This is a genomic window from Microbulbifer sp. S227A (assembly GCF_049800935.1).
Map to the genome: position 1 here is coordinate 57,117 of NZ_JBNAFZ010000008.1, position 26,820 is coordinate 83,936.

At 65.2% G+C, this 26,820-nt stretch carries 26 protein-coding genes; 18 read left to right on the forward strand and 8 right to left on the reverse strand.

The annotated features are described in order from the left end of the window. Positions 1-3: 3 nt before the first annotated feature. Both ACP15R_RS18285 and ACP15R_RS18290 read left to right on the forward strand, forming a co-directional pair. Positions 4-672 carry an arylesterase gene (locus tag ACP15R_RS18285; RefSeq protein ID WP_424987651.1) on the forward strand — a complete coding sequence of 223 codons (669 nt, stop codon included), beginning with the start codon at positions 4-6 and terminating at the stop codon, positions 670-672. Positions 673-687: 15 nt separating this feature from the next. Further along, entirely contained in the window at positions 688-1,293 is a 606-nt protein-coding gene (locus ACP15R_RS18290) for an SOS response-associated peptidase (RefSeq protein WP_424987652.1), read from the forward strand. A gap of 30 nt (positions 1,294-1,323) precedes the next feature. Here the strand turns inward: ACP15R_RS18290 and ACP15R_RS18295 are convergent, their stop codons facing one another. The 4 genes from ACP15R_RS18295 to ACP15R_RS18310 all read right to left on the reverse strand — a co-directional run bounded on the left by ACP15R_RS18295 (position 1,324) and on the right by ACP15R_RS18310 (position 3,051). Then, positions 1,324-1,878 (reverse strand): L,D-transpeptidase, encoded by a 555-nt coding sequence (locus ACP15R_RS18295; protein ID WP_424987653.1) that lies wholly within the window; start codon positions 1,876-1,878, stop codon positions 1,324-1,326. Between the two features lie 64 nt (positions 1,879-1,942). Continuing rightward, complete coding sequence (locus ACP15R_RS18300; protein WP_424987654.1) at positions 1,943-2,314, reverse strand: hypothetical protein; 372 nt, start codon at positions 2,312-2,314, stop codon at positions 1,943-1,945. A gap of 66 nt (positions 2,315-2,380) precedes the next feature. Beyond that, positions 2,381-2,767 (reverse strand): DUF3147 family protein, encoded by a 387-nt coding sequence (locus ACP15R_RS18305; protein ID WP_424987655.1) that lies wholly within the window; start codon positions 2,765-2,767, stop codon positions 2,381-2,383. A 77-nt stretch (positions 2,768-2,844) separates the two neighbouring features. After that, positions 2,845-3,051, reverse strand: coding sequence for a cold-shock protein (locus ACP15R_RS18310; protein WP_027263247.1), 207 nt, complete (start codon positions 3,049-3,051; stop codon positions 2,845-2,847). A gap of 304 nt (positions 3,052-3,355) precedes the next feature. Here ACP15R_RS18310 and ACP15R_RS18315 point away from each other — a divergent pair, with 304 nt between their 5' ends. Beyond that, positions 3,356-3,646: a hypothetical protein gene (locus ACP15R_RS18315; protein WP_424987656.1), complete on the forward strand. Its 291-nt coding sequence runs from the start codon at positions 3,356-3,358 to the stop codon at positions 3,644-3,646. A 138-nt stretch (positions 3,647-3,784) separates the two neighbouring features. Beyond that, entirely contained in the window at positions 3,785-4,720 is a 936-nt protein-coding gene (locus ACP15R_RS18320) for a hypothetical protein (protein ID WP_424987657.1), read from the forward strand. Between the two features lie 47 nt (positions 4,721-4,767). On the opposite strand, the gene ACP15R_RS18325 is transcribed toward ACP15R_RS18320, so the two are convergent. Together ACP15R_RS18325 and ACP15R_RS18330 are read right to left on the reverse strand one after the other, a co-directional pair. Further along, positions 4,768-6,057 carry an NAD(P)/FAD-dependent oxidoreductase gene (locus ACP15R_RS18325; RefSeq protein WP_424987658.1) on the reverse strand — a complete coding sequence of 430 codons (1,290 nt, stop codon included), beginning with the start codon at positions 6,055-6,057 and terminating at the stop codon, positions 4,768-4,770. Next, positions 6,057-6,722, reverse strand: coding sequence for a haloacid dehalogenase type II (locus tag ACP15R_RS18330; RefSeq protein ID WP_424987659.1), 666 nt, complete (start codon positions 6,720-6,722; stop codon positions 6,057-6,059). Before ACP15R_RS18330 ends, ACP15R_RS18325 begins: the two co-directional genes overlap by 1 nt. Before the next feature lie 206 nt (positions 6,723-6,928). Here ACP15R_RS18330 and argE point away from each other — a divergent pair, with 206 nt between their 5' ends. The 8 genes from argE to ACP15R_RS18370 all read left to right on the forward strand — a co-directional run bounded on the left by argE (position 6,929) and on the right by ACP15R_RS18370 (position 16,828). Further along, a complete protein-coding gene (gene argE, locus ACP15R_RS18335) occupies positions 6,929-8,044 on the forward strand; it encodes an acetylornithine deacetylase (protein WP_424987660.1) in 1,116 nt (371 codons plus the stop codon). 129 nt (positions 8,045-8,173) lie between these two features. After that, entirely contained in the window at positions 8,174-8,992 is an 819-nt protein-coding gene (locus ACP15R_RS18340; RefSeq protein ID WP_424987661.1) for a GNAT family N-acetyltransferase, read from the forward strand. A gap of 3 nt (positions 8,993-8,995) precedes the next feature. Then, positions 8,996-10,384, forward strand: a complete 1,389-nt coding sequence (locus ACP15R_RS18345; RefSeq protein ID WP_424987662.1) for an aspartate aminotransferase family protein — start codon at positions 8,996-8,998, stop codon at positions 10,382-10,384. Continuing rightward, positions 10,381-11,292, forward strand: coding sequence for a 2-hydroxyacid dehydrogenase (locus ACP15R_RS18350; protein WP_424987663.1), 912 nt, complete (start codon positions 10,381-10,383; stop codon positions 11,290-11,292). Before ACP15R_RS18345 ends, ACP15R_RS18350 begins: the two co-directional genes overlap by 4 nt. A gap of 361 nt (positions 11,293-11,653) precedes the next feature. Further along, positions 11,654-13,264: an ABC transporter substrate-binding protein gene (locus ACP15R_RS18355; RefSeq protein ID WP_424987664.1), complete on the forward strand. Its 1,611-nt coding sequence runs from the start codon at positions 11,654-11,656 to the stop codon at positions 13,262-13,264. Between the two features lie 86 nt (positions 13,265-13,350). After that, a complete protein-coding gene (locus ACP15R_RS18360; RefSeq protein ID WP_424987665.1) occupies positions 13,351-14,310 on the forward strand; it encodes an ABC transporter permease in 960 nt (319 codons plus the stop codon). After that, positions 14,310-15,167, forward strand: a complete 858-nt coding sequence (locus ACP15R_RS18365) for an ABC transporter permease (protein WP_424987666.1) — start codon at positions 14,310-14,312, stop codon at positions 15,165-15,167. The genes ACP15R_RS18360 and ACP15R_RS18365 overlap by 1 nt, the downstream gene beginning before the upstream one ends. Next, positions 15,167-16,828: an ABC transporter ATP-binding protein gene (locus tag ACP15R_RS18370; protein ID WP_424987667.1), complete on the forward strand. Its 1,662-nt coding sequence runs from the start codon at positions 15,167-15,169 to the stop codon at positions 16,826-16,828. The genes ACP15R_RS18365 and ACP15R_RS18370 overlap by 1 nt, the downstream gene beginning before the upstream one ends. Before the next feature lie 2 nt (positions 16,829-16,830). Here ACP15R_RS18370 and ACP15R_RS18375 read toward each other — a convergent pair whose 3' ends face one another. Then, the gene (locus ACP15R_RS18375; RefSeq protein WP_424987668.1) at positions 16,831-17,331 is read right to left on the reverse strand and encodes an Lrp/AsnC family transcriptional regulator; all 501 of its coding nucleotides are present in this window, start codon (positions 17,329-17,331) and stop codon (positions 16,831-16,833) included. A 169-nt stretch (positions 17,332-17,500) separates the two neighbouring features. On the opposite strand from ACP15R_RS18375, the gene ACP15R_RS18380 reads away from it, so the two are divergent. Beyond that, entirely contained in the window at positions 17,501-18,826 is a 1,326-nt protein-coding gene (locus ACP15R_RS18380) for an NAD(P)/FAD-dependent oxidoreductase (protein WP_424987669.1), read from the forward strand. Between the two features lie 2 nt (positions 18,827-18,828). On the opposite strand, the gene ACP15R_RS18385 is transcribed toward ACP15R_RS18380, so the two are convergent. Further along, the gene (locus tag ACP15R_RS18385) at positions 18,829-19,932 is read right to left on the reverse strand and encodes an NAD(P)/FAD-dependent oxidoreductase (protein WP_424987670.1); all 1,104 of its coding nucleotides are present in this window, start codon (positions 19,930-19,932) and stop codon (positions 18,829-18,831) included. A gap of 95 nt (positions 19,933-20,027) precedes the next feature. Here ACP15R_RS18385 and ACP15R_RS18390 point away from each other — a divergent pair, with 95 nt between their 5' ends. The 5 genes from ACP15R_RS18390 (at position 20,028) to ACP15R_RS18410 (ending at position 26,712) form a co-directional block, all read left to right on the forward strand. Beyond that, entirely contained in the window at positions 20,028-20,921 is an 894-nt protein-coding gene (locus ACP15R_RS18390; protein WP_424987671.1) for a LysR family transcriptional regulator, read from the forward strand. 89 nt (positions 20,922-21,010) lie between these two features. Further along, positions 21,011-23,077: a hydantoinase/oxoprolinase family protein gene (locus ACP15R_RS18395; RefSeq protein ID WP_424987672.1), complete on the forward strand. Its 2,067-nt coding sequence runs from the start codon at positions 21,011-21,013 to the stop codon at positions 23,075-23,077. After that, entirely contained in the window at positions 23,070-25,064 is a 1,995-nt protein-coding gene (locus ACP15R_RS18400) for a hydantoinase B/oxoprolinase family protein (protein WP_424987674.1), read from the forward strand. Before ACP15R_RS18395 ends, ACP15R_RS18400 begins: the two co-directional genes overlap by 8 nt. Continuing rightward, the gene (locus ACP15R_RS18405; protein WP_424987675.1) at positions 25,061-25,360 is read left to right on the forward strand and encodes a (2Fe-2S)-binding protein; all 300 of its coding nucleotides are present in this window, start codon (positions 25,061-25,063) and stop codon (positions 25,358-25,360) included. Before ACP15R_RS18400 ends, ACP15R_RS18405 begins: the two co-directional genes overlap by 4 nt. After that, positions 25,357-26,712, forward strand: a complete 1,356-nt coding sequence (locus tag ACP15R_RS18410) for an FAD-dependent oxidoreductase (RefSeq protein ID WP_424987676.1) — start codon at positions 25,357-25,359, stop codon at positions 26,710-26,712. Before ACP15R_RS18405 ends, ACP15R_RS18410 begins: the two co-directional genes overlap by 4 nt. Positions 26,713-26,820 lie beyond the last annotated feature (108 nt).

The following is a 26,820-nucleotide window of genomic DNA, read 5'->3' on the forward strand; positions in this document are numbered from 1 at the left end:
CAGATGGCATATGGAGTGATTGACGGAATGCGCAAGGTCTTGGCTGGCATTGTTTTATCGATTTTCGGGTTCGCGGCCAATGCCGGACAGGTGACAATCGCCGCGTTGGGCGACAGCCTGACGCAGGGGTACGGGCTGTTGCAGCAGGATGGGTTCGTGCCGCAATTGCAGGGCTGGCTGCGGGCGCGGGGGGCGGATGTGACCGTGATCAATGCCGGTGTGTCCGGCGATACCACGGCGGGCGGCGCGGCGCGGGTGGCATGGACGCTGACCCCCGAGGTGGACGGCATGATCGTGGCGCTTGGCGGGAATGACCTGTTGCGGGGCATCGCACCCGAGGTCAGCCGTGGCAACCTGGACAGGATCCTCGCGGCCGCGTCACAGGCGGATGTGGATGTGTTGCTCGTCGGGATGCAGGCACCGGGAAACTATGGGCCCGAGTACAAGGCGGCGTTTGACGCGATCTATCCGGAACTGGCCGCCGAATATGGCACGCTCTACGAAGAGAGCTTTTTCGCCGGCATTGCTGGCGATACGGCGGACCCTGCCGAGATGCGCAAGTTCATGCAGGATGACGGCATCCACCCCGCTCCCGAGGGTGTGCGCATGATTGTCGGGGTGATCGGTCCGCGCGTGCTCGAACTGGTCAGGCAGATCGAAGCGGCGCAATAGGCGATGCCGGGGCGGGTGTTCCTGACAGAGCCGCCCGCTGCGCTGGCCGCGGCGCTTGGCGTGTCGCCCGATCCGGTGTCCGAAGAGCCTGCGCGGCTCAACATCGCGCCGGGACAGGATGTCGTGGCGCTGAGCGCGAACGGGTTGATGCGGATGCGTTGGGGCATCATTCCCGTCGGGCGGGTCAATGCGCGGGGGCGCCCGGTGATGGAAACCATCGTCAATGCCCGCTCGGAAACCGTGTTTGACAAGACCGCCTTTGCGGGGATGGGGCGGGCCATCTTGCCGGTCAATGGCTGGTACGAATGGACCGGCGAAAAACGCCGCAAGACGGCGTGGCGGATCACGCCGCTTGAGGGCGGATTGCTGTATTTCGCGGCGATCAGCGATGTCTGGCAGGCACCGGGCGGACAGCGGCTGCACCAGCTGGCCCCCGTGACCTGCGCGCCTTCGGGGGACGTGCACGATGTGCATCACCGCATGGCGGTGATCCTGAACAAGGCGGATATCGCCGCGTGGTTGCACGCCCCGGACGCCGAGGCGCAGCAATTGATGCGCCCGTGGCCCGATGGACGGCTGACGGTTGAACCGGCGGCGGGCATCGACTGGACCGCGCCCTGAAACATCGGCGCGACCGCGCGGTTGTGCGGGTCAGAGAACCGTGACGACGGTGCCGATGGGCACCCGCTGATACAGGTCGATGACGTGTTCGTTCAGCATCCGGATACAGCCATTTGAGGCCGAATGGCCGATGGTTTCCGGCTGGGTGGTGCCGTGGATGCGGAAATAGGTGTCCACCCCGTTCTGAAAGAGATAGAGCGCCCGCGCGCCCAGCGGGTTGTCGGGCCCGCCCGGCTGGACATATTTGTTGCCCTTGAAACGGCCATAGGTCTGGGGGCTGCGCTCGATCATCTCGTCCGTGGGGCGCCAGCTTGGCCATTCCTTCTTGACATCGATCGTCGCGGAGCCGGTAAATTCGAGCCCGGCCTTGCCGACCCCGACGCCATAGCGGATGGCCTTGCGCGGTTCGGTGACGAAATACAGGTAATAAGAGCGCGGCAGGATCAGCAATTGCCCCGGCTGGTAGTCCTTCTTGATCCGTACGAATTGCGGCGTGGGATCAAACGCTTCGCCCTGGGCGGCGGCAATGCCCGGTACAACGGCTGCGGACGCGGCGGAGGCGATGAAGGTTCGGCGTGAAAACATGGCGGGTCCCTGGTCTGGTTACAACGGATACTTATCATTTATACGTGGATTTGTGAACGTCCGGTCAATGGTCTCGGGGCGGCGGGCGGGCCATCGTGGCGAGGGCCGATGCGGCAAAGGCACAGGTTGCGATCCATCCGAAATACCAGAACTGGCCGGCAAGGGTGGCCTCGGCATAAGACGCGGCAAAGGCTTGCTTGCCGGCACGGGCCAGCATCCAGGCGCTTGCGGACAGCAGCAAACACAGGGTCGCCATCATCCCCTGTCCAAGCCGTGCAACACCCGCAAACCAGGCCAGTGCGATGCCGACGGGCAGCCCGATCCACAGGACATCGTCCGCCCAGAAGGGATGCGCGCCCAGCAGTTTGATGACGCCGGAATACCATGCGGCCATGGCAGCGATCAGCGGGAGGGCGAGGAAAGCGATCCAGTGCATGACTTGGTTTCTACAGCGGAACCGACGCGGGCGTGAGCCGGATAACGCAGCTGTGATGTCAAGGGATTACAGGTCGAACCCGAACCGGCCCAGCAGCCAGACGGTGACACCGTACAGCAGCACGGTCAGGACACAGCCCAGACCGAGCGAGAGCCAGAATGGCCAGCCCCGGTTCAGAAATGCCGGGATCAGCAGGAACATCGGCAGCGACGGCAGCACGTACCAGAAGGTGGCCAGCGCGTGATGCGCCATGTTCGCCGCGTCCGGGCGGTCGCGCCAGAGCCAGATCATGCCCAGGATCGAAATCAGCGGCAGCGACGCGATCAGCGCGCCAAAGCTCGGCTGTCGCCTGGCCACTTCCGAGACGATGGCGATGATGAGCCCCGAGAGCAGCGCCTTGATCAGGAAATACCACATGATCGTGACTGTGCCGCGTTGCGGGGCGGCTGGCAATCATCGTCCGGGGCGGATGCAAAAAAGGCGGGCACCGGGCCCGCCTTGATCACATTCTGTCCGGTCGATATCCGGTATCAGGCGAGCGCGAGGTTGGTCGCGCTTTCGCGGCCGTCACGGCCGGCTTCGATGTCAAAGGTCACTTTCTGGTTGTCCGCCAGACCGGTCAGACCGGCGCGCTCAACGGCAGAAATGTGCACGAAAACGTCCTTGCTGCCGCCATCGGGTGCGATGAAGCCGAAGCCTTTGGTTGAGTTGAACCATTTCACGGTGCCAGTGGCCATATCCGTGGTCTCCTGTTTTGGGTTGCTGTCCGCGGAAGTGCGACAGCCCGGCGTGGTTGGTCTGGATCGAAGACTGGCCGGCCTATAGAAGGAGACAGTGGGTCGAAAAAGATAACGTTAGCATTTTGGCGTATCGCATTTCGTCTATCATCGCGCAAGAGAAATTGTCCGGCATGGGCGAGGTGGCGGTCGCGGAGTCGCGATGGTGGAGGGGCGCGGGGCGTCCCCCGGCCTTTGCAGACTGTCAATTTGCGCGAAAAAAGTGTATGGTTGCAACATGATATCGGCAAAAAAGGAGGGGATGATGACCTATATCACGATCACCACCTGGGAGATTTCCGACGGAACCGACTATGATGTGTCGTTGCAGAGCATTCGCGACAAGCGAATGCCGGCGCTGAAAGAGCTCGGGGCCATGCGGGTCAATGTGGTGCGCACCAGCGACCGGACCAGCGCCGCGATCACCGAATGGCCCGATGCGGTGACGCGGGACGCGGCGGAACAGGCGATCGAGGCCGTGCGGGGCAAGATCCACGCCGAGGATTTCGCCCGCATGACCGGCGAGATGCGAGGCGAGGTCGTCGCGACATTGTAGAACGCGAGAGCATCCTTCGCGTCTGTGCACGCGGCGGTCGCACGGCATTTTCTGTTAAACCGGGCCGTGCTTTGGTAGAAACCGCTATGGGCTTGCGGCTAGCTTGGGAGTGAATCTGCAAGCGGGGCATGGCTGTTGATGGCATCGCAAGACGACGGGAAATCGCTGAACCAAATTGGAGAGGATGCGGCGGGCGTGACGCACAAGGATGCCCGCAAGGTCGATGTCTTTCAGGCGAAACGCTATCCGATCACGCCCGAAAGGCTGCCCTTGTTGAATGAGCTGATCGTCGGGGTCTATTGGCCGCACCGGGCCCGCGATCTCGAGGTGTTGCTGCAGATTGGCGGCGGCTACCTGGCGCTTGACGAGGTGGGGCGTCCGCTGAGTTCGGCGATGAAATTCACCTACGGGTCGGATTTCGCGATGCTGGGAATGATGATCACCGCGCCCCGGTTGCAATCCCTGGGGACGGGGCGGTGGTTGCTCGACCGGATCATGGAGGAATGCAGCGGCCGCGACCTGCGCCTGAGTGCGACCCGCGCCGGTTATCGGCTCTATGAAAAGGTCGGGTTCGAACCCGTTGCGACGATCCGGCAGCAACAGGGGCGGGCCTCGGCGATCTACCTGCCCGAACCGGTTGCAGATACCATCGTCAGACGCGCCGGGGATGCGGATTGGCCGCAGATACTGGCGTTGGACCTGCATGCCTTCGGGGCCGACCGCCACGCGGCCCTGTCGGTTCTGGATGGCAAATCCGAATGCCTTGTGGCCGAGACCGGCGGGCAATTGACGGGCTATGCGATGATCCGCAATTTCGGCAAAGGGCAGGTGATCGGCCCGGTGGTTGCCGGGTCGGACCAGATGGCGATGCAACTGGTCGCGCCGCTGATCCAGCGGCGCGAGGGGCAATTCCTGCGGCTGGACACGCCGGTTGAAGACAGCCCGTTCTCGGCCTTTCTCGCGGCGGCGGGGCTTGGGGTGTTTGACACCGTGACCGAGATGCGCGTCGGACCGCATCGCCGGGCGATGGACGGCGCGGTGATTTACGGGCTTGCGGCCCACACGCTTGGCTGAAACGCTGTCGGCCGGGTCGAATGTGACCGGGCCACCCACCGCTCAGCTCACGACAGCCGGTCCCTGAGCCCGAACCACAACCCGACCAGCGGCAGGAACCAGGGCTTGCCGGAATGTGCCGGGATGGTGGGCCAGTCGAGGCCCGCCAGCGGGCCGTCCATGTCATGCCCAAGCGCCATCATCGCCAGTTGCTGACCCAGCAGGGTGGAATACTGTGCGCCGTGACCGGAATAGCCCATGCCATAGATCATGCCATCGGCAATCCCGGCCCGCGGAAACCTGTCACGCGTCATCCCGACAAGCCCGCCCCAGCAATAGTCGATCGCGACATCGGCAAGCTGTGGGAACATCCGGGCCAGCGACGCCTTCAGGATCTCGCCGGATCTGGCGTCGGATTTCTGGTCGGACGAGGCGGAAAACCGTGCCCGCCCGCCAAAGATCAGGCGATTGTCGGGCGACAGGCGAAAGTAGTTGCCGATGTTCATTGAGGTGACATAGGTGCGATTGCCGGGCAGGGTCGCGGCGATTTCGCCGTCGCTGAGCGGGCGGGTGGCAATGATGAACGAACCGACGGGAATGATGCGTTTCCGGAAATGGCCCAGCGGTGCCGATGCCACACGGGCGGAATAGGCCCCGGTCGCGGCAATCACCCGGCTGGCGGTCAGCGTGCCTTTGGGGGTGGTCAATTGCCAGCCTTTCGCGGATTTTACCCGGCCGGTTACCGGCGCGGCCTGCCAGATACGGGCCCCGTGCCGGGTTGCCGCCGCCGCCAGCCCGACCACATATCGCCCCATATGCATCATGGCGGATTTTTCGAACAACATACCCCCGTGAAAATCGCCGCCCCGGATCTCGTCCGTCAATTCCCTGCGGCCAAGCCAGCGGGTATCGGCATCGACTTCGCGGTTCACAAGCTCGAAATTCGCTTTCATTCCGGCCACATGCGACGGTTTGGACGCCAGCTTCAGTTTGCCGGCATCGCGAAAGTCACAGTCGATGGACTCGTCCCGGATCACCGTCCGGATGGCTTCGATCGACTGGTCATAGGCGCGGTAGAGCGCCTTGGCGCGCTCGGCTCCGAGGGTGGACTTGGCTTCGGCATAACCATGGGCGAGGCCGTTATTCAGATGTCCGCCATTGCGGCCCGATCCGCCCGCGCCGACGATATCGGCTTCGAGCAGCGCAACCGATGCCCCGGCCCTGGCCAGCGTCAGCGCGGCGCTCAGGCCGGTGAAACCGCCGCCGATGATCGCGACATCGAAATGGCCCTGCACCGGGTCCGTGCAATCCCCGTCAAACGGCGCGGCGGTGGCGTGCCAATAGGACCGGTAGTCCATCAGAGACCAACGACAGCGGGCAGCCCGCCAATATCGGCGATCTCGGTATAGCCGTAATAGGGATTGGCCGGTTCGTGACCGCGGTTGACCCAGACCTTGTTGGTGATCCCCATATCATGCGCCGTCATGAGATCGTAACGGAAGGACGAGGACACGTGCAGCACGTCTTCGGGGCCGCAATTCAGCTGGTCGAACATGTATTCAAAAGCTTGCATGCGGGGCTTGTAGGCCTGCGCGTCTTCGGCGGTAAAGACATGGGCGATGGGGGCGCCGAGTTTCTCGATATTCGAGGGGATCTGCGCGTTCATGGAATTGGTCAGGGCCACGAGCGGGATTTCGGCGGCGACCTTTGCCAGCCCCGCCGGCACGTCGGCATGCGGCCCCCAGCCGGGCACGCGGTCATAGATCTCCTGGGCAATCGCCGGATCAAAGGCCACGCCGTTGCGTTTGCAGGTCCGTTCCAGCGCGTTGTGCACCACCTCGGCATAGGGTTTCCAGTCGCCGAGGATCTCGTCGAGCCGGTAGGCCGAGAAATCCCGGATGAACACGGCCAGCTTGTCCGCGGACATCAGCGGCGCATAGTGATCGGTGGCGGCACCGGCCATGTCGAAATTGATCATCGTGCCGTGGCAGTCAAAGGTGATGTATTTGGGGCGGAACGTCATCGGAGTCTCCAGTTCACTGTCAGGATCATCCTGCCTGATCCCCGGAAATGCTACATGCCGCGTTTGTTCCGAAACGGCGCAGGAAATTCCGAATGGCGATGGCCTGACAGCATAGCCTGCCAGCATGACGTCCAGCTCGGTGCCGCGACGGCGTCGGGCTGGGTTAGGGTCTGGCATACCCCGGCGATCGAAAGGATCCTATCCCGATGAAAAACATGACGGCAGAGCAGATTCTGGAGCAATTGGTCGGCCACAGGACGGTTGTGGGCAGCTCGAATCTCGCGCTTGTGGCGGTCATCGCGGAATATCTCGAAGGGCACGGGGCCAGGGTGAAACTGATGACCGGCCCCGAGGGCGACCGGGCAAACCTGTTCGCGACCATCGGCGATGCGTCGCGGCCCGGCTATGTCCTGTCGGGCCATACCGACGTGGTGCCCGCGCAGGAACCCGAATGGCGTGACGACCCCTTTGTGCTGCGCCGTGATGGCGACCGGCTGATCGCGCGCGGGGCCTGTGACATGAAGGGGTTCAATGCCGCCGTGCTCGCCGCTGTGCCAAAGCTGGCGGCGATGCCGCTCGGGGGGCCCATCCACATCGCCCTATCCTATGACGAAGAGGCCGGGTGCCGTGGTGTGCCGCATATGATCGCGCGGCTTCCCGAGCTCTGCGCGCCCGCCGTGGGATGCATCGTTGGCGAACCCACCGGGTTGCGGCCGGTGCTGGCGCACAAGGGCAAGGCGGCGGTACGGCTGAGCGCGCGGGGGGTGCCCGGGCACAGTTCCCGGCCCGACAAGGGGGTGAACGCGATCCATGCGCTGCTCCCGGCGCTGACCGCCGCCGCGCGGCAGGCCGCGGCGCTGGAACATGCCGGGCGGGATGCGCGGTTTCAGCCGCCCTGGTCGACCGTGCAGATCGGCACGGTTGAGGGCGGGACCGCCGTGAACATCATCCCCGAAGACGCCCATGCGACGATCGAGGCACGTGCCATCGCCGGCGTCGATCCGCGCGCCCTGATCGCCCCGGTGCTGGAGGCGGCGGGAGACAGGGTGCGGGCCGAATGGTTGTCGACCTACCCGGCGCTTGCCCTCGCAGGAGACGCGCCGCTTGCGGGCCTGATCCAGCGGGTGTCCGGCGCGACCCCGATGCAGGCGGTGAGCTTTGGGACCGAGGCCGGGCTGTTTCAGGCGGCGGGGATCCCCTCGGTGATCTGCGGACCCGGTGACATCGCACGGGCGCACCGGCCCGAGGAATACCTGACCCGACAGGAACTCGACGCAACCGTGCGGATGATCCTGCGCCTGGGCGTGGACTTGTCCAGCTGAGCCCGCAGCATATTCTGCCGCCAGCCGGATGAATGCAGCGTGGCCGCATCGGCTTTGGCCGGATTTCAGCGCGTTTCTGGGGCGTGCGGGGCGCTAAGCTGGGCCAAGCAAAGCAATGGAACGAACCCAATGACACCTGCCGAGGACACGCTCCGGCTTGACGCCTTTACGACCGAGCATATTGACGATGCCGCCCGCCTGAGCCGGCAGGTCGCCTGGCCGCACCGGGCCGAGGACTGGGCGCTGACCCTGTCGCAATCGCGCGGGGTGGTGGCCATTGCGGGCGATGCCGTCGTCGGGACGGCGCTGGTGTCGGTCTTTGGAGATGTCGCGCTGCTCAGCATGATCATCGTCGACGAAACCCAACGCGGAAAACGGATCGGACGCCGGTTGATGGAGGCGATCATCGCCATGGCAGAGGGGCAGCAGATGCGCCTCGTGGCGACGCGGGACGGGCTTCCGCTGTATGAAAAACTGGGCTTCCGTGCCACGGGAGACATCCGGCAGCATCAGGGCATCGCCGTCGCTGCCGAGCCGGAGATACCGGTCTCGCAAGGGGCGGGCGATCCGGCCATGCTGGCGGCGATGGATGTCGCGGCCAGCGGGCTGCGGCGGGACGGTTTGCTGGCCCGGCTCTGTGCGCAGGGGACGGTGTTTGGCTGTGACGGCGGGTTCGCGATCATGCGCGATTTTGGCCGGGGCAAGGTTCTGGGGCCGATCGTCGCCACGGACCTGCCCCGCGCCCGCGCGCTTTTGGCGGCGGCGGCGCAGAACCATGCGGGAGAGTTTTTGCGGATCGACACGCCCTGCGCGGAGCTGGGGCAATATGCCGAGACCCTGGGGCTGGCCCATGCGGGGGGCGGTACCGCGATGTCAGTCGGCGGGGCGGCACGGAACGAGGATCGCGGATACCGGACCTATGGTCTGGTGTCGCAGGCATTGGGGTAGATCATGAGCGGATTCGTCACATCAAACGCATTGCACGAGCTGGATCGCAAGCACCTGGTGCATCCGGTGTCGTCCTGGCAGGGGCACGAAGCGCGCGGCGTGCGGCTGCTGCACAGCGCACGGGGGGCAACCGTCACCGATGGCGAGGGCCGTGAATTGATCGACGGGTTTGCCGGGCTGTGGTGCGTGAACGCGGGCTATGGCCATGACAGCATCGTCGAGGCCGCTGCAGAGCAGATGCGCAGATTGCCCTATGCGACCGGGTATTTCGATCTTGGCACGGAACCGCAAATCCGGCTTGCCGCCGCACTTGCCGAACGCTCGCCGGGGGATCTGGACCATGTTTTCTTTACGCTGGGCGGGTCGGACGCGGTGGACAGCACGATCCGCTTTGCCCGTCACTACTGGCACTCGCGCGGCGAGCCGCAAAGGGACCAGTTCATCTCGTTGGAACAGGGATATCACGGGTCGACATCGGCGGGGGCCGGGCTGACGGCGCTGCCGGTGTTTCACGAGGGGTTCGGGGTGCCCTATGCCTGGCAGCACAAGATCCCGTCGCATTACCTGTATCGCAACCCGATGGGGGATGATCCGCGCACCGTGACCGAGGCGTCGGTGGCGGCCCTGCGCGCCAAGGTCGAGGCGCTCGGGGCCGGACGGGTTGCGGCGTTTTACGTGGAACCGATCCAGGGTTCGTCCGGGGTGCTGGTTCCGCCCGAAGGCTGGCTGGCGGCAATGCGTGCCACCTGTGCTGAACTCGATATCCTGTTCGTCGCGGATGAGGTGATCACCGGGTTCGGCCGCACCGGCCCGATCTTTGCCTGCGAGGAAGAAGGCATCGTGCCCGACATGATGACCACGGCCAAGGGGCTGACTTCGGGCTATGCGCCGATGGGGGCGGTGTTCCTGTCTGAACATGTCTACCAGACGATATCCCAGGGGGCCGGGGCCAGCGCCGTGGGCCATGGTTTCACCTATTCCGGCCACCCGGTCAGCGCCGCTGTCGCGCTCGAGGTGCTGAAGCTTTACGAGGGTGGGCTGTTCGAAAACGGCCGCCGGATGGGCGAGCGCCTGCAGCAGGGGCTGGCGGGACTGTCCGACCACCCGCTTGTAGGAGAGGTGCGCGGGCGCGGAATGCTCGCGGCGATGGAACTGGTGACGGACAAGGACAGGAAAACGCCGCTGCCCGCCGAGTTGAAGGCGGCGACCCGGCTCTTTGACCTGGCCTGGGAACAGGGGCTGATCCTGCGCTCGTTCAATCACGGGGTGCTGGGCTATGCGCCGCCGCTATGTTGCACGGCGGATGAGATCGACATGATCGTCGAGCGCAGCCGCGCGGTTCTGGACCTGGCGCTCGAGCAGCCCGAATTGCGGGCGGTGATGCGCACATGACGCTGCTGGTCACGACCATGCCGGAACGGGCGCGTGTCTGGCAGCAGGTTTTCGCCGCCGAGGGCGAGGCGATCCATATCGACGCGGCACAGGTCGCCGACCCGGCCGGGATCACGGTGCTGGCCTGTTGGCAACCGCCCGCCGACCTGTCGGTCTATCCCAACCTTCGGGCGGTGCTTTCGGTCGGAGCCGGGGTCGATCAGATGCCTGAACTGCCGGGCCACCTGATGCTGTGCCGGTCGCTGGCACCGGGTATCGATGCGCTGGTACGTGACTGGGTGGTGATGTCCTGCCTGATGGTGCATCGCGACATGCCGACCTATCTGGAACAGGCGCAGCGCGGGGTCTGGCAGGGGCATGGCCCCAGGCCAACCCATGCACGCAGGATCGGGATCCTGGGCATGGGCCGGATCGGGCAGCTGGTTGCCGCAAGCCTGCGTGGGCTGGGTTTCCCGGTTGCCGGGTGGTCGCGGTCGGGGGCTGCGGTTCCGGGGGTTGAGGTGCATGGCGCGGCCGGGCTTGGCGCGCTGCTCGGGGGCAGCGATATCCTGGTCTGCCTGCTGCCCCTGACCGATGCGACGCGCGGTCTGCTCTGTGCCGAAACCTTTGACCAGCTGCCCGCCGGGGCGCATCTGGTCCATGCCGGGCGCGGCGATCATCTGATCATGGCGGATTTGCGCGGTGCGCTGGACCGGGGGCAGCTGGGATCGGCCATTCTCGACGTGACCGCGCCCGAGCCGTTGCCGGTCGATCACTGGGCCTGGGGCGACCCGCGGGTGATCGTCACGCCGCATATCGCAGCCCAGACCGACGCGGTCGAAGGGGCACAACATGCGCTGAAGGTGCTGCGCGCGATACGGCAGGGAACGCCGCCGCCCGGGCTGATCGATCGCGGCCATGGATATTGAGCCGGTGCCGGTCTGCGCGGCAAACGGATGTTCTGCGCGGCCGGGCAACTCAATAGAATCTGCTGCGATGCCTGTCGTATTCAGAGACTACGCGGCAACCGGATGGGCAAGGATTGGATCGGGGTTGCCGGGGCGAAGCCGCGGGACAGCCGGCGGGATCGATGCCTGGGTGTGCCCGGTCGCGGGCGAAAATGGCGATGCCCGATCGCGGGCAATATAGATCATGCCCGGTCGCGGGCGATAGGGATCATGCCCGATCGCGGGCGATACCGGGGTTTTAACCTGGACCGCGCGATCCGGCGGGGAATTTGACCGGCTTGCCGCCCACGGGAACAAGCCACCAACCAACGGGGAATGAAACATGACAAACAGAAAGCCAACAAACTGGACCGGTCGCGACGATGCCATGGTTGAAAACGCGATCCGGCGCGGGGCCTCGCGGCGCGACCTGTTGAAAATGCTGGCAGCATCGGGTGTGGCGGCGGGCGCGGGTTCGTCGCTGTTCCTGGGCGCCACGCAAGCGGTCGCCGAAACCCCGGTCATGGGCGGGCATCTGAAGGCGGCGGGCTGGTCGTCGTCAACCGCCGATACGCTTGATCCGGCCAAGGCGTCGCTGTCCACCGACTATGTGCGCTGCTGTGCGATCTATAATCGCCTGACCTTTCTCGACGAGCATGGCCAGGTGCAGATGGAATTGGCCGACAGCCTTGAGACCGCCGATGCCAAGACCTGGACGATCGCGCTCAAATCCGGCGTCACCTTCCATGATGGCAAGCCGTTCACCTCGGCGGATGTGGTGTTCTCGCTCTTGCGTCATCTCGACCCGGCAGTAGGTTCCAAGGTGAACTCGATCGCCAGCCAGATGTCGGAAATTGCGGCGGTGGATGACCTGACCGTCAAGATCGTGCTGCAAGAGCCCAATGCCGACTTGCCGACCATCCTGTCGCTGCATCATTTCATGATCGTTGCCGATGGCACCACCGATTTCTCGCAAGGCATCGGAACCGGCGCGTTCATGATGGAGACCTTTGAGCCCGGCGTGAAATCGATTGCCGTCAGGAACCCGAACTATTTCAAGGACGGCCCCTATCTCGACAGTTTCGAGTATTTCGCGATCACCGACAACAACGCACGGGTCAACGCGGTTCTGTCGGGCGACATCCATATGGGCGCGTCGATCAAGGGCCGTTCGCGGCGCATGCTGGAAGGTCACGACCATGTCTGGTCCTCGGTGACCAGCTCGGGGAACTATACCAACCTGAACAACCGCCTCGACATGGAGCCGGGGATGAAAGAGGGTTTCATCGAGGGGATGAAGCACATCATCAACCGCGAAGCCATCGAGAAATCCGTGCTGCGCGGCATGGCGACCATCGGCAACGACCAGCCGGTATCCGAGGCCAACCGGTATCACAATTCCGAACTGGCCCCCCGGGCCTATGACCCGGAAAAGGCCAAGGCGCTTTTTGACAAGGCCGGGCTGTTGGGGGAAACGGTGCCGATCGTCGCATCGGACGCGGCAACCGCCTCGGTCGACATGGCCACCGTCGTTCAGCAGGCAGGCGCGGAAATCGGCATGACATTCGACGTTCAGCGGGTGCCCTCGGATGGTTACTGGTCCAAGTACTGGCTCAAGGCGCCGATTCACTTTGGCAATATCAACCCGCGCCCGACGCCGGACATCCTGTTCTCGCTGCTCTACACGTCGGATGCCAAGTGGAATGAAAGCCAGTTCAAGTCCGAGAAGTTCGACAAGATGCTGATCGAGGCGCGCGGCGCGCTGGACGACAACCTGCGCAGGGATATCTATTGGGAGATGCAGGAAATGGTCGCCAATGACGCGGGCACCGTGATCCCGGCCTACCTGGCGAATGTCGATGCGCTGTCGACCTCGGTCAAGGGGCTGCGTCCGAACCCGCTGGGCGGGCAGATGGGCTATGCCTTTGCCGAGTATGTCTGGCTGGACGCCTGACCACGCGACACATCCTGGATGGCTCGCGCTGACGCGGTCGGCGCGGGCCATCCGTTGAACCGGGACCCAAGCGCGGGAGAAACCATGTGCTGAGATCGCCGAAAACCTGGCTGCTGGTAGGACAGCGGCTTGGCATCGCCCTGATCACCCTTGTGATCGTTTCATTCGCGGTGTTCTTTGCGACCGAGATGCTGCCCGGAGATGTCGCCGAGGTGCTGCTGGGCCAGGCGGCCACGCCGGAAGCCGTCGCCGGTTTGCGCGAGGCGATGGGGCTGAACGAGCCGGCCTTGTCCCGGTTCCTGTCGTGGCTGGCCGGGCTTGCACAGGGCGATATGGGCCGCAGCTATGTGAACGACATGGATGTGGCGGACCTGCTGGGGGGGCGGCTCGCCAATTCGCTGCGCCTTGCCGCGGTGGTGACGGTGATCTGTGTGCCATTTGCGCTGGCCTGCGGGATTTCGGCGGCGATGTGGCAGGGGTCGATCTGGGACCGGACGGTTTCGATCATGACGATTTCGGTGATTTCCGTGCCCGAATTCATGGTCGCCACGCTTGCGGTTCTGGTTTTTGCGGTCTGGCTGGGCTGGTTGCCCGCGCTGAGCTATGGCGCGGATGCCAGTAATTTCGCCGCACTGCTCAGGGCCTATGCGATGCCGGTGATCACGCTGACCTGCGTGGTGTCGGCCCAGATGATCCGCATGACCCGCGCCGCGGTGATCGAAACCATCAACACGCCCTATGTGGAAATGGCGCTCCTGAAAGGGGCGAGCCGCCGCCGCATGGTGCTGCGTCACGCCTTGCCCAATGCCCTGGGGCCAATCGCCAACGCGGTGGCATTGTCCTTGTCCTACCTGGTGGGCGGGGTGATCATCGTCGAGACCGTGTTCAACTATCCCGGTGTCGCCAAGCTGATGGTGGACGCGGTCGCCACCCGTGACCTGCCGCTTATCCAATCCTGCGCCATGGTGTTCTGCGTCAGCTATCTGAGCCTCATAACCCTGGCGGATGTCATCGCAACGCTCTCCAATCCGAGGCTCCGTACCTGATGCACGATTCCGATCACAGCACGCCCCGCAGGCAACGGCTCCTCTCGGGATATGCATTCAACACCACCGGCAAGATCGGCCTGTCGGTCATCCTGTTCTGGGCGGTCATCGCGATCATCGCGCCGCTGATCACCCCCTATCCGCCGGGAAAGATGGTGGACTGGGACTATTTCGGCCCGGTCAGCGCCGATTACTGGATGGGCACCGATTATCTGGGCCGCGACATCTTCAGCCGGATCCTGATGGGGGCGCGATACACGGTTGGCATTTCGCTGGCCGGGGTGACGCTGGCCTGTACCGGGGGCATCGTGTTCGGCATGATCGCGGCGGTCATGGGGGGGTGGTTCGACACCTTGCTGTCGCGGTTCCTGGATGCGTTCAACGGCATTCCGTCGCTGCTGTTCGGGCTGGTCGTCGTGGCGGCGGTGGGCTCGTCCATCCCGGTGCTGATCCTGACGCTCGCGGCGATCTACATGCCGGGCAGCTATCGCTTTGCGCGGGCGCTGGCGGTGAATATCGACACCATGGATTTTGTCACCGTGGCGCGGGCGCGGGGGGAAAAGACCGGCTACCTGATCCGCACGGAAATCCTGCCGAACATTCTCGGCCCGGTGCTGGCCGATCTGGGGCTGCGCTTTGTGTTCATCGTTCTGGTCCTGTCCGGGCTCTCGTTCCTGGGCATCGGCGTACAGCCGCCGAACGCGGATTGGGGCGGCCTGGTGCGCGAGAACATCGAAGGGCTGAGCCTTGGCGCGCCGGCGGTGATCTTCCCTTGTATCGCGATTGCCTCGCTGACCATCTCGGTGAACATGTTCATCGACAACCTTCCCAGGAAAATTCGTGACAGGAGCGCCTGATGACCCAACCGCTTGTTTCCGTACAGGACCTGGTCATCGGGGCGGTGACCGATTCAGGCCGCGAGGTCGAGATCATTCGCGGGGTCGATTTCGACATCCAGCCCGGCGAGATCGTCGCGCTGATCGGTGAAAGCGGTTCGGGCAAGACCACCATCGCCCTGTCGCTGATGGGGCATTGCCGCCCCGGATGTGCGATCCATGGCGGCTCGATCCGGGTGGGCGCGCATGATGTGACCGCGATGACCGGCACCGAACGCGCGGCGCTGCGCGGCACCGAGGTGTCCTATGTGCCGCAATCCGCGGCGGCGGCGTTCAACCCGTCGCAGCGCATCATGGAGCAGGTGATCGAGATCACCGAGATCCACAAGCTGATGAACCGGGCCGAGGCCGAGAAAAAGGCGGTCGAACTGTTCCGGGCGCTGGCGCTGCCCGAGCCGGACACCATCGGCCGGCGCTATCCGCACCAGGTATCGGGGGGGCAGCTGCAACGCCTGTCCGCCGCGATGGCGCTGGTGGGCGATCCCAAGCTGGTCATCTTTGACGAACCGACCACCGCGCTGGACGTGACCACGCAGATCGAGGTTCTGCGCGCCTTTCGCTCGGTCATGTCCGAGGGCGGCATGGCCGGGGTCTATGTCAGCCACGATCTGGCCGTGGTGGCGCAGATCGCCGACCGCATCATCGTGCTGCGGGGGGGGCAGATCCAGGAGGTCGGCACCACCCGCGAGATCCTCGAGAACGCGCAGCATCCCTATACCAGGGAATTGCTCGCGGCATTCGACCCGGTGCCTTATGTCTCGGTCCGGGATGCGGACACCACCGAGCTTGCACCGATCCTCGAGGTCAAGGGGTTGTCGGCGGGATACGGTATGCGCCGAAACGCCGAGCCGACGGTCAAGATCTTGCATGACATCGATTTTAGCATGGAGCGCGGCACCAACCTGGGGGTCATCGGCGAAAGCGGTTCGGGCAAGTCGACCCTGGCGCGGGCGGTTGCGGGGATCCTGCCGAGATACCGGGGCGACGTGCTGTCGGACGGGCAGATGCTGGCCCCCGACCTGGCCGAGCGCCACAAGGATCAGCTGCGCCGGATCCAGATCGTCTTTCAGCTGGCCGATACCGCGCTCAACCCGGCGCAGTCGGTGGGTGCGATCCTGGGCCGGCCGTTGAAATTCTATCACGGGATGAACGGGCAGGCGCGCGAACGCAGGGTGATCGAGCTGCTGGACATGGTGCAATTGCCCGCGACCATGCGCCATCGCCTGCCCGGAGAATTGTCAGGGGGGCAGAAACAGCGGGTGAATTTTGCCCGTGCCCTTGCCGCCGAGCCCGAGCTGATCCTGTGCGACGAGATCACCTCGGCGCTTGATACGGTCGTGGCGGCGGCGATGCTGGATTTGCTCAAGGAATTGCAGCGCGATCTCGGGCTGAGCTACATGTTCATCAGCCACGACCTGTCCACCGTGGAAGCGATCTGTGACGAGGTGCTGGTGATGTACAAGGGGCGGCTTGTCGAAGCCCTGCCGGCGGCGACCATGGGCGAAAGCGCCGAGCATCCCTATTCGCGGCTGTTGATCTCGTCGGTTCCCCAGCTCGACCCCGACTGGCTGGCCAGCCTCGAAAACGACCAGGCCATGACCCGCGCGATGCAGGGGCGGTAAGCCTAGTCACCCAGCCGGTCGCCAAACAGGCGGGCCAGCGGGATGTGGTTCTTGACGAAGGGTGTCTTGATCACGACAAAGCTGAAATACTTGTCGATCCCGATTTCCTTGTCGATCAGCGCTTCGACGATGTTCTGATAGTCGACGATACCGCCGGTGACGAACTTGGCGAGATAGTCATAGCCCCCGGACACCAGGTGGCATTCAACACAGCTGTCAATGTTTTCAAGCGCCTGCTGGAAGCGACCGAAATCGATCTGCCGGTGGTTCTTGAGCGTGAACTCGGTAAAGACGGTCAGCGTCTCGCCCAGCTTGGCGATGTCGATCAACGCGGTATAGCCCGAGATATACCCCGCCTTTTGCAGCTTCTTGACGCGCATCAGGCAGGGGGAGGGCGACAGGTTGACCAGTTCGGAGAGCTCGACATTGGTAATCCGGCCATTCTGTTGTAGCGCCGCCAGAATGTTTACGTCGATGCGGTCAAGCTTGTGTTGTGAGGTCATGCTGTCTTCTTTGCGAGTCCCTGGCGGCCACCGGGCGATACCATCGCGGGGCTGCTGCGATGTCAACTTGGCGGATCCATTTAACAGAATATGCCGAAATCCGGCGCAATCCGAAAGTTCGCGTTCCCGGAAATGGCGTAAACCCGAACCTATGATCAGGGAGATCGCGATGACTGCACCACTTTTGCACATTTCCACCGAAAACCGGGTTCCGGAGCAGGCCGATTGCGTGGTGATCGGTGGCGGCATCGTCGGGGTCAGCACCGCCTATTGGCTGGCGCGTGCGGGTCAACGGGTGGTGTTGCTCGAAAAGGGGCGGATCGGAGCCGAGCAATCGAGCCGGAACTGGGGCTGGTGCCGGCAGCAGAACCGCGACGCGCGCGAGTTGCCCCTGTCGACGCAGAGCCTGGCGCTTTGGGAAGAGATGATGGCGGATTGCGGCGCCGGGATTGGATTTCGTCGCTGCGGCCTGATGTACCTGTCGGATGACGAGGCAGAGCTCGAAGGCTGGGCCGCCTGGGGGCGGTTTGCGCGCGGACAGGGGATCGATACCCGCATGCTGAGCGGTGAACAGGCCAGCGAACGCGGTGCCGCCACCGGCAAGGCCTGGAAAGGCGGGGTGTGGTCGCCGACTGACGGTATCGCCAATCCCGCCGCGGCCGCCCCGACGATTGCCCTCGGGGTGCAGAGACATGGCGGGGTCGTGCTGCAAGGCTGTGCCGCGCGCGGGCTTGAAACCCAGGGCGGGCGGGTGAGCGCCGTGGTGACCGAGGCGGGCACGATCCGCACCGCGCAGGTTGTTCTGGCCGGCGGCGCATGGTCGGGCAGCTTTCTGAACCAGTTGGGCATCGGGTTTGCGCAATCCTCGGTGCGTAGTTCCATTCTGTCGGTTGCACCGGGGGCCGAGGGCGTGCCGGACGCGCTGCATACCAGGGATGTTTCGGTCACGCGCCGGGGCGATGGCGGCCATACGCTGGCGATCTCGGGGCTGGCCAAGCTGGATCCGACTCCGCGCATGTTGCGCGGCGCCCGCGAGTTCCTGCCGATGTTTGCCCGGCGCTGGCGGTCGCTGGCTCCGGGCGGGGTGCAGGGCTGGCAGGCCGGGTTTGACACGGTCCGCCGCTGGGCGCTGGACCGTCCCACGCCGATGGAGCAGATGCGCATCCTCGACCCGCGCCCGGACGCGCGGGTGATCGCCAAGACCCTGGAACGGGCGCGCGCGCTGCTGCCCGCGTTGCGGGACATACCGGTACAGGCAAGCTGGGCAGGCTATATCGACAGCACCCCCGATGGCGTGCCGGTGATCGATGCGCAGATCGGGGTGCCGGGGCTGGCGATGGCCTCGGGCCTGTCCGGGCACGGTTTTGGCATCGGCCCGGGCGTCGGGCACCTGATGGCCGACCTGCTGCTTGGCCGCACGCCGATCACCGAGACCGCGCAATACCGCCTGTCGCGCTTCCGGGAAAGCCAATGGGGCAAGGTGGCGGAGTTCTGAACTCATGCGGCGAACCGGCTGATGTGAAACGGCGCAAGCGGTGTCACGCAGTCCCCGGTCGAGATCAGCTCGGCCATGGCGTCGCCGACACCGGGACCAAGCTGGAACCCGTGACCGCAGAATCCGAACGCGTGAAACAGCCCCGGCGTCGTGGCCGATGGGCCGATGACCGGCAGCATGTCGCTGATATAACCTTCGCAGCCCGACCATTGCCGGATCACCGCGACCCCGCGCAGCGCGGGCACCAGCCGGACAACCGCCTGGAGCTGGGTCCTGAGCCCTGCGGCATCGACGCGCGCAAATCCGTTCCGGTCCGGCTTGCTGCGCGCCACCGCGCCCCCGAACACCACATTGCCGCGCTCGACCTGGCGCAGATAGGCCCCGTGATCGCGGGCCCAGACGCCGACAACCGGGTGGATACGATGCGGCAGCGGTTCGGTCACCGCCATTTGCGGACCCGCCAGCCGGCAGGGCACCTCTTCGCCGAAGACGCGCGCAATGTCGGGGCCCCAGCCCCCGGCGCAATTCACCAGGACATCGCCGGAATATGTCTGGTTCGGGGTTGCGACATGAAACCCCTGCGCGGTCTCGCTGATCCGCTCTACGCTGGCCCGTTCAACCAGCGCGGCCCCGTTCTGGACCGCGGCGCGCGCAAAGGCCGCGGCGATCAGCCGGGGATTTGCCGAACCGTCCTGCGGCGAGAACGACGCGGCGATTGCCTCGGGGCCAAGCCCCGGAAAACGCCGCCGGATGTCGCCGGGGTCGAGCTCTTGCAGGGTCAGGCCCCAATCCATCGCATCGGCCCGGAATTGCCGCATTTTTTCAAGCCCGTGCGAGTCAAAAATCAGCCGCAGATGTCCGGTGGCGCGAAACTCCACGTCTTGGTTCAGCATCCTGGCAAGCCGGTTCCAGAGCGCCAGCGAGCGATTGGCCAGAGGCATCTGCGGCAGGTAGCGCCCGGACCGGCGGATATTGCCGAACGAGGCAACCGTGGCACCGGCCCCGATCTGGCGGCGTTCGATCAAGGTGACGCGATGGCCCCGGCGCGCCAGGAAAAACGCTGTCGCCGTCCCCATCAATCCGCCGCCCAAGATGATCGCTTTCATGGCTCGCGCCTCCTTGCACCCATCAAAGGGCTTATCGGCGCTTGCGTCCAAGTCTGCTTTCTGCAAGACCCATAAGGAAAACCTATGACAGGCCGATGCGCGCGAGACAGCTCGAAGTATTCACCGCGATCATGCGGGCGGGGACGGTGACCGGCGCGGCGCGGTCGCTGAACATTTCCCAGCCCGCGCTCAGCCAGGTTCTGCGCCATGCTGAAGACGAGCTGGGTTTTCTGCTGTTCAACCGTGAAAAGGGGCGGCTGCATCCGACGCCCGAGGCGGTGGAACTCTACCCCGAGGCCGAACGTATCTTTGCCGGGCTGGAAGGGCTGCGCCGCAAGACAACGGACCTGAAAAAGGGCAAATCCGGCCTCGTGCGCATTGCCGCCTCGCCGCCGCCCTCGCTGTCGGTTCTGCCCAAGGCGCTGCAATCGCTACGCAAAAAACACCCCGATATCCAGTTGCGCGCCCATGTTGCGCCGCTCGGCACGCTGATCACGATGTTGCGCGCGGGTGATGCCAACCTGGCGCTGGCGCTGGATGACAGGATGCCGCATGACATTCAGGCCGAGCCGCTGGCACCGGTCAGGTTTTGCTGTCTCATGGCACAGGGATCCGCGCTTGCGGCGCGGGCAGAGGTGTCGTTCGGGGATCTTGCCGGGCAGACGGTGATTTCCTATCGCAGCCAGACCCGCCCGCGCGAAGAGCTGGAAAAGGCCGCGCCGTCGCATGTGCGGTTCGACCCCGACCTGGAAATCGACTCGTCCTTTTCGGCGGTGGGGTTTGTCCAGGCGGGGCTGGGCGTTGCCGTGGTGGATGCGCTCACCCCCTGGGCGCAGTTCCAGGGCCTGTGCCTGCGACCGTTGCGCGACAGCCCGACGGTGCCGCTGTCCTTGCTGACCCTGAAGGAACGGCAATTGTCTCAGGCCAATCTGTTCATGTCCGATGAGCTGCGCCAGATCTGCCCCGGTTTCGAACCTCCATTGTCATAAGGTTGGCTTATGAGGTGGCCCGCCAAGCGTCTTGGACCGGCTTGGCACGATCTGTTTCATTGCCCTGACAGCAGCAGGGGAACACGGACATGGATGGGGCAAGACCGCCGCGCGAGGATTGGAAGCTGGGCGTCGATATCGGCGGCACGTTCATGGATTTCTGCGCGCTCGAGGTCAATTCGGGCCGGATCGCGACCCTCAAGGTGCTGACCACGCCGGATGATCCGGGGGCAGAGCTCTCGGATGGGCTGGCGTTCCTTGGCGAGCGTGACGGGCTCGATGCGCGCGACATCAACCGTTTCGTGCATGGCACCACGGTGGGTATCAACACGATCCTGCAAGCCAAGGGCGCGCGGTTGGCGATGATCACCAACCAGGGCTTTGAGGATGTGATCGAACTGGCCCGGTTGCGTATGCCGGATATGTATTCGCTGTTCTGTCACCGCGCGGACCCGCTGATCCCGCGCGATCGCATCTTTGGCATTCCCGCGCGGCTGAGCGCGCAGGGGCAGGAAACCCGCGCCCCCGATGCCGCCGCAATTGCCGGGGCGGTGGCCAAGGCGCGCGCCGCGAATGTCGATGGCATCATCGTGTCGCTGTTGCACAGTTGGCGCGACGGGCAGCAGGAAGCAGATGTCAAACGCCATATCAAGGCCATGGCACCGGATGTATTTGTCTTTACCTCGTCAGAGGTCTGGCCGGTCATTCGTGAATATGAACGCGGCTGTACCGCCATTCTGAACGGCTATGTGCATCCGCGCGTATCGGGGTATCTTGCGGCGCTCGAGGCCCGGCTGAGCCAGCGGAACGTGCCCGCCAGGCCTCTTTTGACCAAGTCGAATGGCGGCGTCATGAGTGCCGCTGACGGGCGCGAAAACTGTGTTTCGATGTTGCTGTCCGGCACCGCGTCGGGCGTCACCGGGGCGGCGTGGCTGGCGCGGCAGGCGGGCGAGGACCGGGTTCTGACGCTGGATATTGGCGGGACATCGGCGGATATCGCGTTGATTGTCCGGGGCCAGCCGCAATACGGCACCGGCGAGCTGATCGGGGATTTCCCGCTTTATATCCCGTCAGTGTCGGTCAGTTCGATTGCCATTGGCGGCGGCTCGATCGCATCGGTGGATGATTTTGGCGTGTTGCGGGTCGGGCCGGACTCCGCCGGGTCAACGCCCGGACCGGCCTGTTACGGTCGTGGTGGCACGCAACCCACTGTTACCGACGCGATGGCGGTCTGTGGCTGGCTGGGGCATTCGGAACTGGCCTATGGGCAATTGCGCATGGACCGCGACCTCGCGCTTGAGGCTGTTGGGATGCTTGCCGACCGGCTGGGGCGTCCGGTGCAGGAAACCGCGCAGGCGATCCTGAACATCGCCCTGTCGGAAATGTTCGTCGAGGTGGAAAAGCTGGCCTCGCGCGAAGGGGTCGACCTGCGTGAGTTTACCCTGATGCCGTTTGGTGGTGGCGGGCCGATGCTGGCGGCGTTCCTGGCCCGCGATCTGGGCATGAGGAAACTCCTCGCGCCCCGGCGTCCGGGCGTGGTTTCGGCGCTTGGCGGGCTGGTGGCGGATCTGCGCGGCGATTTCATCCGCACGATCTTTGCGCCCCTGACCGGCGCGCTTTGCGCCCGGTTGCAGGCCAGCTATCGCGCCCTGTCGGACGAGGGGCAAAGCTGGCTCGTGGGGCAGGGGCATACCGGCGGCGCGGACCTGCGGCTCAGCGCCGACATGCGCTATGTGGGCCAGAGCTATGAAATCGAAGTTGATCTGAAATCGGATTGGTTGTCGGACCCGGCGCAAATGGCCGAAGCGTTTCACGCCACGCATCTGCGCATGTATGATTTTGTCGATCCCGATGGAGCGGTCGAGATCGTCAACCTCCGGCTCGCGGCAATCGGTGCCGGACCTGACCCGGTCATGCCGAGCGAACCGCCGGGCGAGGCCCGCGCACAGGCGGCGCGGCGCGTCCCGGTCTATCTGGCCCCGGTGCGTGACATCCCGCTGTACGAGCGCGAGGCGCTGGGATGTGGCGCGGCCTTCACCGGGCCGGCGATCGTCACCCAGGAGGATACCACGCTGACATTGCCCGAGGGCTGCCGGGCGCGGGTGGATCAGCATTCCAATATCGTCGTGCATTTCGAGGGGCGGACCGATGACTGACAAGATGACCCTGCGGGTTCTGGCAAATCACGCCCGCGCCGCGGCTGAAAACATGGCGCATACCCTGCACCGCACGGCGCATTCGGCCTTTGTGAAGGAAACCCAGGATTTTACCGTGATGCTTATGGACCGGCGCGGGGATACCTTTGCGGTTCCGATGGAGCTCGGGGCGACCTGGTATCCGGGCCTGACCTATCGGCGCGCGCTTGACATGGTCGGCGATTACCGGCCCGGCGACGTGGCCTTTACCAACGATCCCTATTCCGGCCATGTCGCCACCCACGCGCCCGACACCCACCTGTGGAAACCGGTCTTTGCCGGGGACGAGATCGTCGCCTGGACCGGCGGGCATATCCACAACACGGATATGGGGGGCGCGGTTCCGGCCTCGCTCAGCCGCTCCCTCACCGAGGTGCACCAGGAGGGGATACGCTTTCCACCGCTCAAGCTGGTGAAGGAAGGGGTGTTCGATGAAACGCTGTTGCGGATCATGGAAACCAACGTGCGCAAGCCGGGCCTGAATATCGGGGACATCAAGGCATTGGTCGGGGCGCTGAACACCGGCGAACGCAAGGTGCACGCGATGCTGCGGCGGTTTGGCAAGCGTGGTCTTGTCGATGGCATCGCCATGCTGATGGATCAGGCCGAGCAAGAGGCGCGCGCGATCCTGCGGGGCATTCCCGACGGCGAATATGTCTTTGCCGACTACGCCGATGAAGACAGCGATGTGGGCAATCCCTGCCGCCTGCATCTCAGGTTGCGGATCACGGGGGACGAGGCGGTGCTCGATTTTTCGGGTTCCGATCCACAGCTGGGTTCGTCTCTCAACGTTCCTACGGGCGGCGACCCGCGTCATACGGTGTTGCTGGTGGGGGTCTATTACGTGCTCTATACGCTCAACCCGCGGATCCTGCTGAATACCGGGCTGACCCGGCCTTTCACCTGTATCACCCCCGAGGGCACGGTGTTGAACCCGGTGGCCCCGGCGGCTGTGGGGATGCGGTCACTGACCTGTGCGCGATTGCGGTCGGTGATCTTTGGCGCATTTGCCCAGGCCGTGCCCGACAGGATGCCGGCGGCGCCAGCGGGGAACAATTGCATCGTCAACGTCATGACCCGCGACGAGCGCCAGCAGAAAACCGTGATCGCGGCGGTCAATCCGGTGGTCGGCGGCGGCGGCGGGATGCCGCACCGGGATGGCACCAACGGGTCCGGTGCCGACGCGGCCTATCTCAAGAATACCCCGATCGAGATCACCGAGACCGAGGTGCCTGTCGAGTTCCTGTCCTACGGGTTGGCGCGTGATACCGGCGGGGCCGGACGGTGGCGTGGCGGGCTGGCCACGGACATGACGTTTCGCGTGTTCTCGCCCGATACGCGGATCACCGCGCGCAACCGCGACCGCTCCCGGTTCCGGCCATGGGGCATTCTTGGGGGGCGGGCCGCCGGGCTGGCATGCATGGAGCTGAACCCGGGCAGCGAAGCGGCACAGGATCTTGGCAGTCGCGATACCGTGGTGATGCAGCCCGGTGACAGCCTGCGCATCCGGTCGGCCGGGGGCGGGGGGCGGGGCTGCCCCTATACGCGACCGGTCGAGGCGGTGGCCAGGGATGTGGCCTGTGGATACGTGTCCCAGGCTGCCGCCGCGCGCGATTACGGCGTTGTCTTTCGCGATGACGAGGTCGATCAGGCGGCAACCGAGGCACTTCGCCACGGGCATGTGAGCAGCGGCGCGCAGTTTGATTTCGGCCCTGAGCGCGAAGCGTATGAAAGCTGCTGGACCGATGCCGCCTATGAGCGTCTGTGCGATCTTCTGCTGGGCCTGCCCGTACATTGGCGTTTCTTTGCCAAGACCGAGATTTTTTCACGCATGGACGGGCGCAGCGGGGTGGCCGGGGTGGAGGCCGCGCTCGCCGAGATGTGCGAGCGGTTTCCGGGCCTGTCCGATCTGGTGGCCGCGAGCGGCACCGAGCGGGGGGCCGCATGAGCGGCAGGGTCCAGCGCCTGACCGACCCGGCCGGTCCGGCGGTGCCGTTCCTTTTTGACGATGAGCCGATGACCGGTTGCGAGGGGGATACGGTTCTGACGGCAGTGCTGAGCCAGCGGCGCGGGCTCAGGCCGGCGGAATTCGGTCCCGGGACGCGGGCGGGGTTCTGCCTGATGGGGGCTTGCCAGGACTGCTGGATCTGGCGCGATGACGGCCAGCGGCTGCGTGCCTGTACCACGTTGCTGAGCGCGGGGATGCGCCTGTGCTCAACCGCCCCCAAGCGGTGGCCCGCATGAGCAAGGTGCTGATTGTCGGGGCCGGGCCCGCCGGTATCCGCGCCGCCCAGACGCTGGTCAAGGCCGGCTTGCATCCCGCCGTGGTTGACGAGGCCGCCGCCGCGGGCGGGCAAATCTATCGCCGCCCGCCCGCCGGGATGCGGCGCAGCGCGCGCGACCGATATGGATCGGAGGCGGGCAAGGCGGCGCGGCTTCATGCGCTGTTTGATGACATGGCGGCGGCGGGCCGGTTGACCCATCTGCGCGCCAGCAGCGTGACCGGTTTGCAGGACGGATCGGCGCAGGTTCTGACCCCGTCGGGGCTGCGCGCCATCCGGTATGATCGCCTGATCCTCGCCGCCGGCGCGACCGACCGTATCCTGCCCCTGCCGGGATGGCAGGCGGGCGGGGTCTATAGCCTCGGCGCAATGCAGATCGCGCTCAAGACGCAAGAGGTCGCGTTGGGGCGGCGGCTGGTCCTCGCGGGCAGCGGTCCGTTGCTGACCTTGCTGGCGACGCAGCTGCGCAAGGCCGGAGCCGAGGTTGCGGCGGTTCTGGATACCGCGCCGTTGCCCTTGCAGATCCGGGGCGGGGTGCGGATGGCGCTGGCCCGCCCGGTGGTGACGGCGCGGGGCCTGTATTTGCGGGCGAGCCTTGGGCGGCGTTACCATGCGGGGGTGCGCGATTTGCGGATCGCGCTCGGCCCGGACCACGGGCCTCGGGCGGTGCATTGGCACGATGCGCGGGGCAAGGCGCGGTCAACCCCATGTGACGCGGTGGGGATCGGCTGGCACCTGATGGCCGAAACCCAGTTGGCCGAGCTGGCCGGCGCGCAATTCGCTTGGTCTCGCGACTGGTCCCAGTGGCTGCCGGTGACAGACCGGTACGGGCGCGCGGGCAGGGGGCTGTACCTTGCCGGAGACGGGATGCGATTGCTGGGCGCGGACGGGGCGGAATGTGCCGGGGTGCTGGCGGGGCGGGCCTGTCTGCATGATCTGGGGCTTGGCGGCGACGATGACCGGGCGATGCTGGCCCGGCTTGCGCGGATGGAGCGTTTCGCCCGCGGAGTGGCCGCCGGGTTTGCCCTGCCCGAGGATCATTTCGGCGCGCTGCCCGAGGACACGATCATCTGCCGTTGCGAGAATATTACCGCACGCGAGATCCGACAGGTGACGCAGCAGGTCGGCCCCGAGATCAACCGGGTGAAATCGCTGTGCCGCGCTGGCATGGGCCGCTGCCAGGGTCGCTATTGCCAGCTTGCGACGGCGCGGCTGGTTGCGATGGCGGGCGGCCAGCCGGTCGAACAGGTGGGGCGGCTGCGGGCGCAGCCCCCGGTGCGGCCCCTGCCGGTTTCGGCGGTGCTGGACGGGTAAAATCCCGGCTGCGGCGCGTGTTCAGCGGATTGTGCTGTTGCATTGGTGATTTCAGGCATTTTCCCCACGCGCGCGCCGGTATCCTGATGCGGAGTTCAACGATTTCTG

Bases quoted from the DNA above. Each gene is read 5' to 3' on its own strand.
- ACP15R_RS18350 (WP_424987663.1), top strand. From the start codon at position 10,381: ATGACGCTGCTGGTCACGACCATGCCGGAACGGGCGCGTGTCTGGCAG.
- ACP15R_RS18340 (WP_424987661.1), top strand. From the start codon at position 8,174: ATGACACCTGCCGAGGACACGCTCCGGCTTGACGCCTTTACGACCGAG.
- ACP15R_RS18400 (WP_424987674.1), top strand. From the start codon at position 23,070: ATGACTGACAAGATGACCCTGCGGGTTCTGGCAAATCACGCCCGCGCC.
- argE (WP_424987660.1), top strand. From the start codon at position 6,929: ATGAAAAACATGACGGCAGAGCAGATTCTGGAGCAATTGGTCGGCCAC.
- ACP15R_RS18355 (WP_424987664.1), top strand. From the start codon at position 11,654: ATGACAAACAGAAAGCCAACAAACTGGACCGGTCGCGACGATGCCATG.
- ACP15R_RS18315 (WP_424987656.1), top strand. From the start codon at position 3,356: ATGACCTATATCACGATCACCACCTGGGAGATTTCCGACGGAACCGAC.
- ACP15R_RS18410 (WP_424987676.1), top strand. From the start codon at position 25,357: ATGAGCAAGGTGCTGATTGTCGGGGCCGGGCCCGCCGGTATCCGCGCC.
- ACP15R_RS18310 (WP_027263247.1), bottom strand. From the start codon at position 3,051: ATGGCCACTGGCACCGTGAAATGGTTCAACTCAACCAAAGGCTTCGGC.
- ACP15R_RS18325 (WP_424987658.1), bottom strand. From the start codon at position 6,057: ATGGACTACCGGTCCTATTGGCACGCCACCGCCGCGCCGTTTGACGGG.
- ACP15R_RS18295 (WP_424987653.1), bottom strand. From the start codon at position 1,878: ATGTTTTCACGCCGAACCTTCATCGCCTCCGCCGCGTCCGCAGCCGTT.
- ACP15R_RS18405 (WP_424987675.1), top strand. From the start codon at position 25,061: ATGAGCGGCAGGGTCCAGCGCCTGACCGACCCGGCCGGTCCGGCGGTG.
- ACP15R_RS18370 (WP_424987667.1), top strand. From the start codon at position 15,167: ATGACCCAACCGCTTGTTTCCGTACAGGACCTGGTCATCGGGGCGGTG.
- ACP15R_RS18345 (WP_424987662.1), top strand. From the start codon at position 8,996: ATGAGCGGATTCGTCACATCAAACGCATTGCACGAGCTGGATCGCAAG.
- ACP15R_RS18375 (WP_424987668.1), bottom strand. From the start codon at position 17,331: ATGACCTCACAACACAAGCTTGACCGCATCGACGTAAACATTCTGGCG.
- ACP15R_RS18395 (WP_424987672.1), top strand. From the start codon at position 21,011: ATGGATGGGGCAAGACCGCCGCGCGAGGATTGGAAGCTGGGCGTCGAT.
- ACP15R_RS18285 (WP_424987651.1), top strand. From the start codon at position 4: ATGGCATATGGAGTGATTGACGGAATGCGCAAGGTCTTGGCTGGCATT.
- ACP15R_RS18390 (WP_424987671.1), top strand. From the start codon at position 20,028: ATGCGCGCGAGACAGCTCGAAGTATTCACCGCGATCATGCGGGCGGGG.
- ACP15R_RS18365 (WP_424987666.1), top strand. From the start codon at position 14,310: ATGCACGATTCCGATCACAGCACGCCCCGCAGGCAACGGCTCCTCTCG.
- ACP15R_RS18330 (WP_424987659.1), bottom strand. From the start codon at position 6,722: ATGACGTTCCGCCCCAAATACATCACCTTTGACTGCCACGGCACGATG.
- ACP15R_RS18320 (WP_424987657.1), top strand. From the start codon at position 3,785: ATGGCATCGCAAGACGACGGGAAATCGCTGAACCAAATTGGAGAGGAT.
- ACP15R_RS18385 (WP_424987670.1), bottom strand. From the start codon at position 19,932: ATGAAAGCGATCATCTTGGGCGGCGGATTGATGGGGACGGCGACAGCG.
- ACP15R_RS18300 (WP_424987654.1), bottom strand. From the start codon at position 2,314: ATGCACTGGATCGCTTTCCTCGCCCTCCCGCTGATCGCTGCCATGGCC.
- ACP15R_RS18380 (WP_424987669.1), top strand. From the start codon at position 17,501: ATGACTGCACCACTTTTGCACATTTCCACCGAAAACCGGGTTCCGGAG.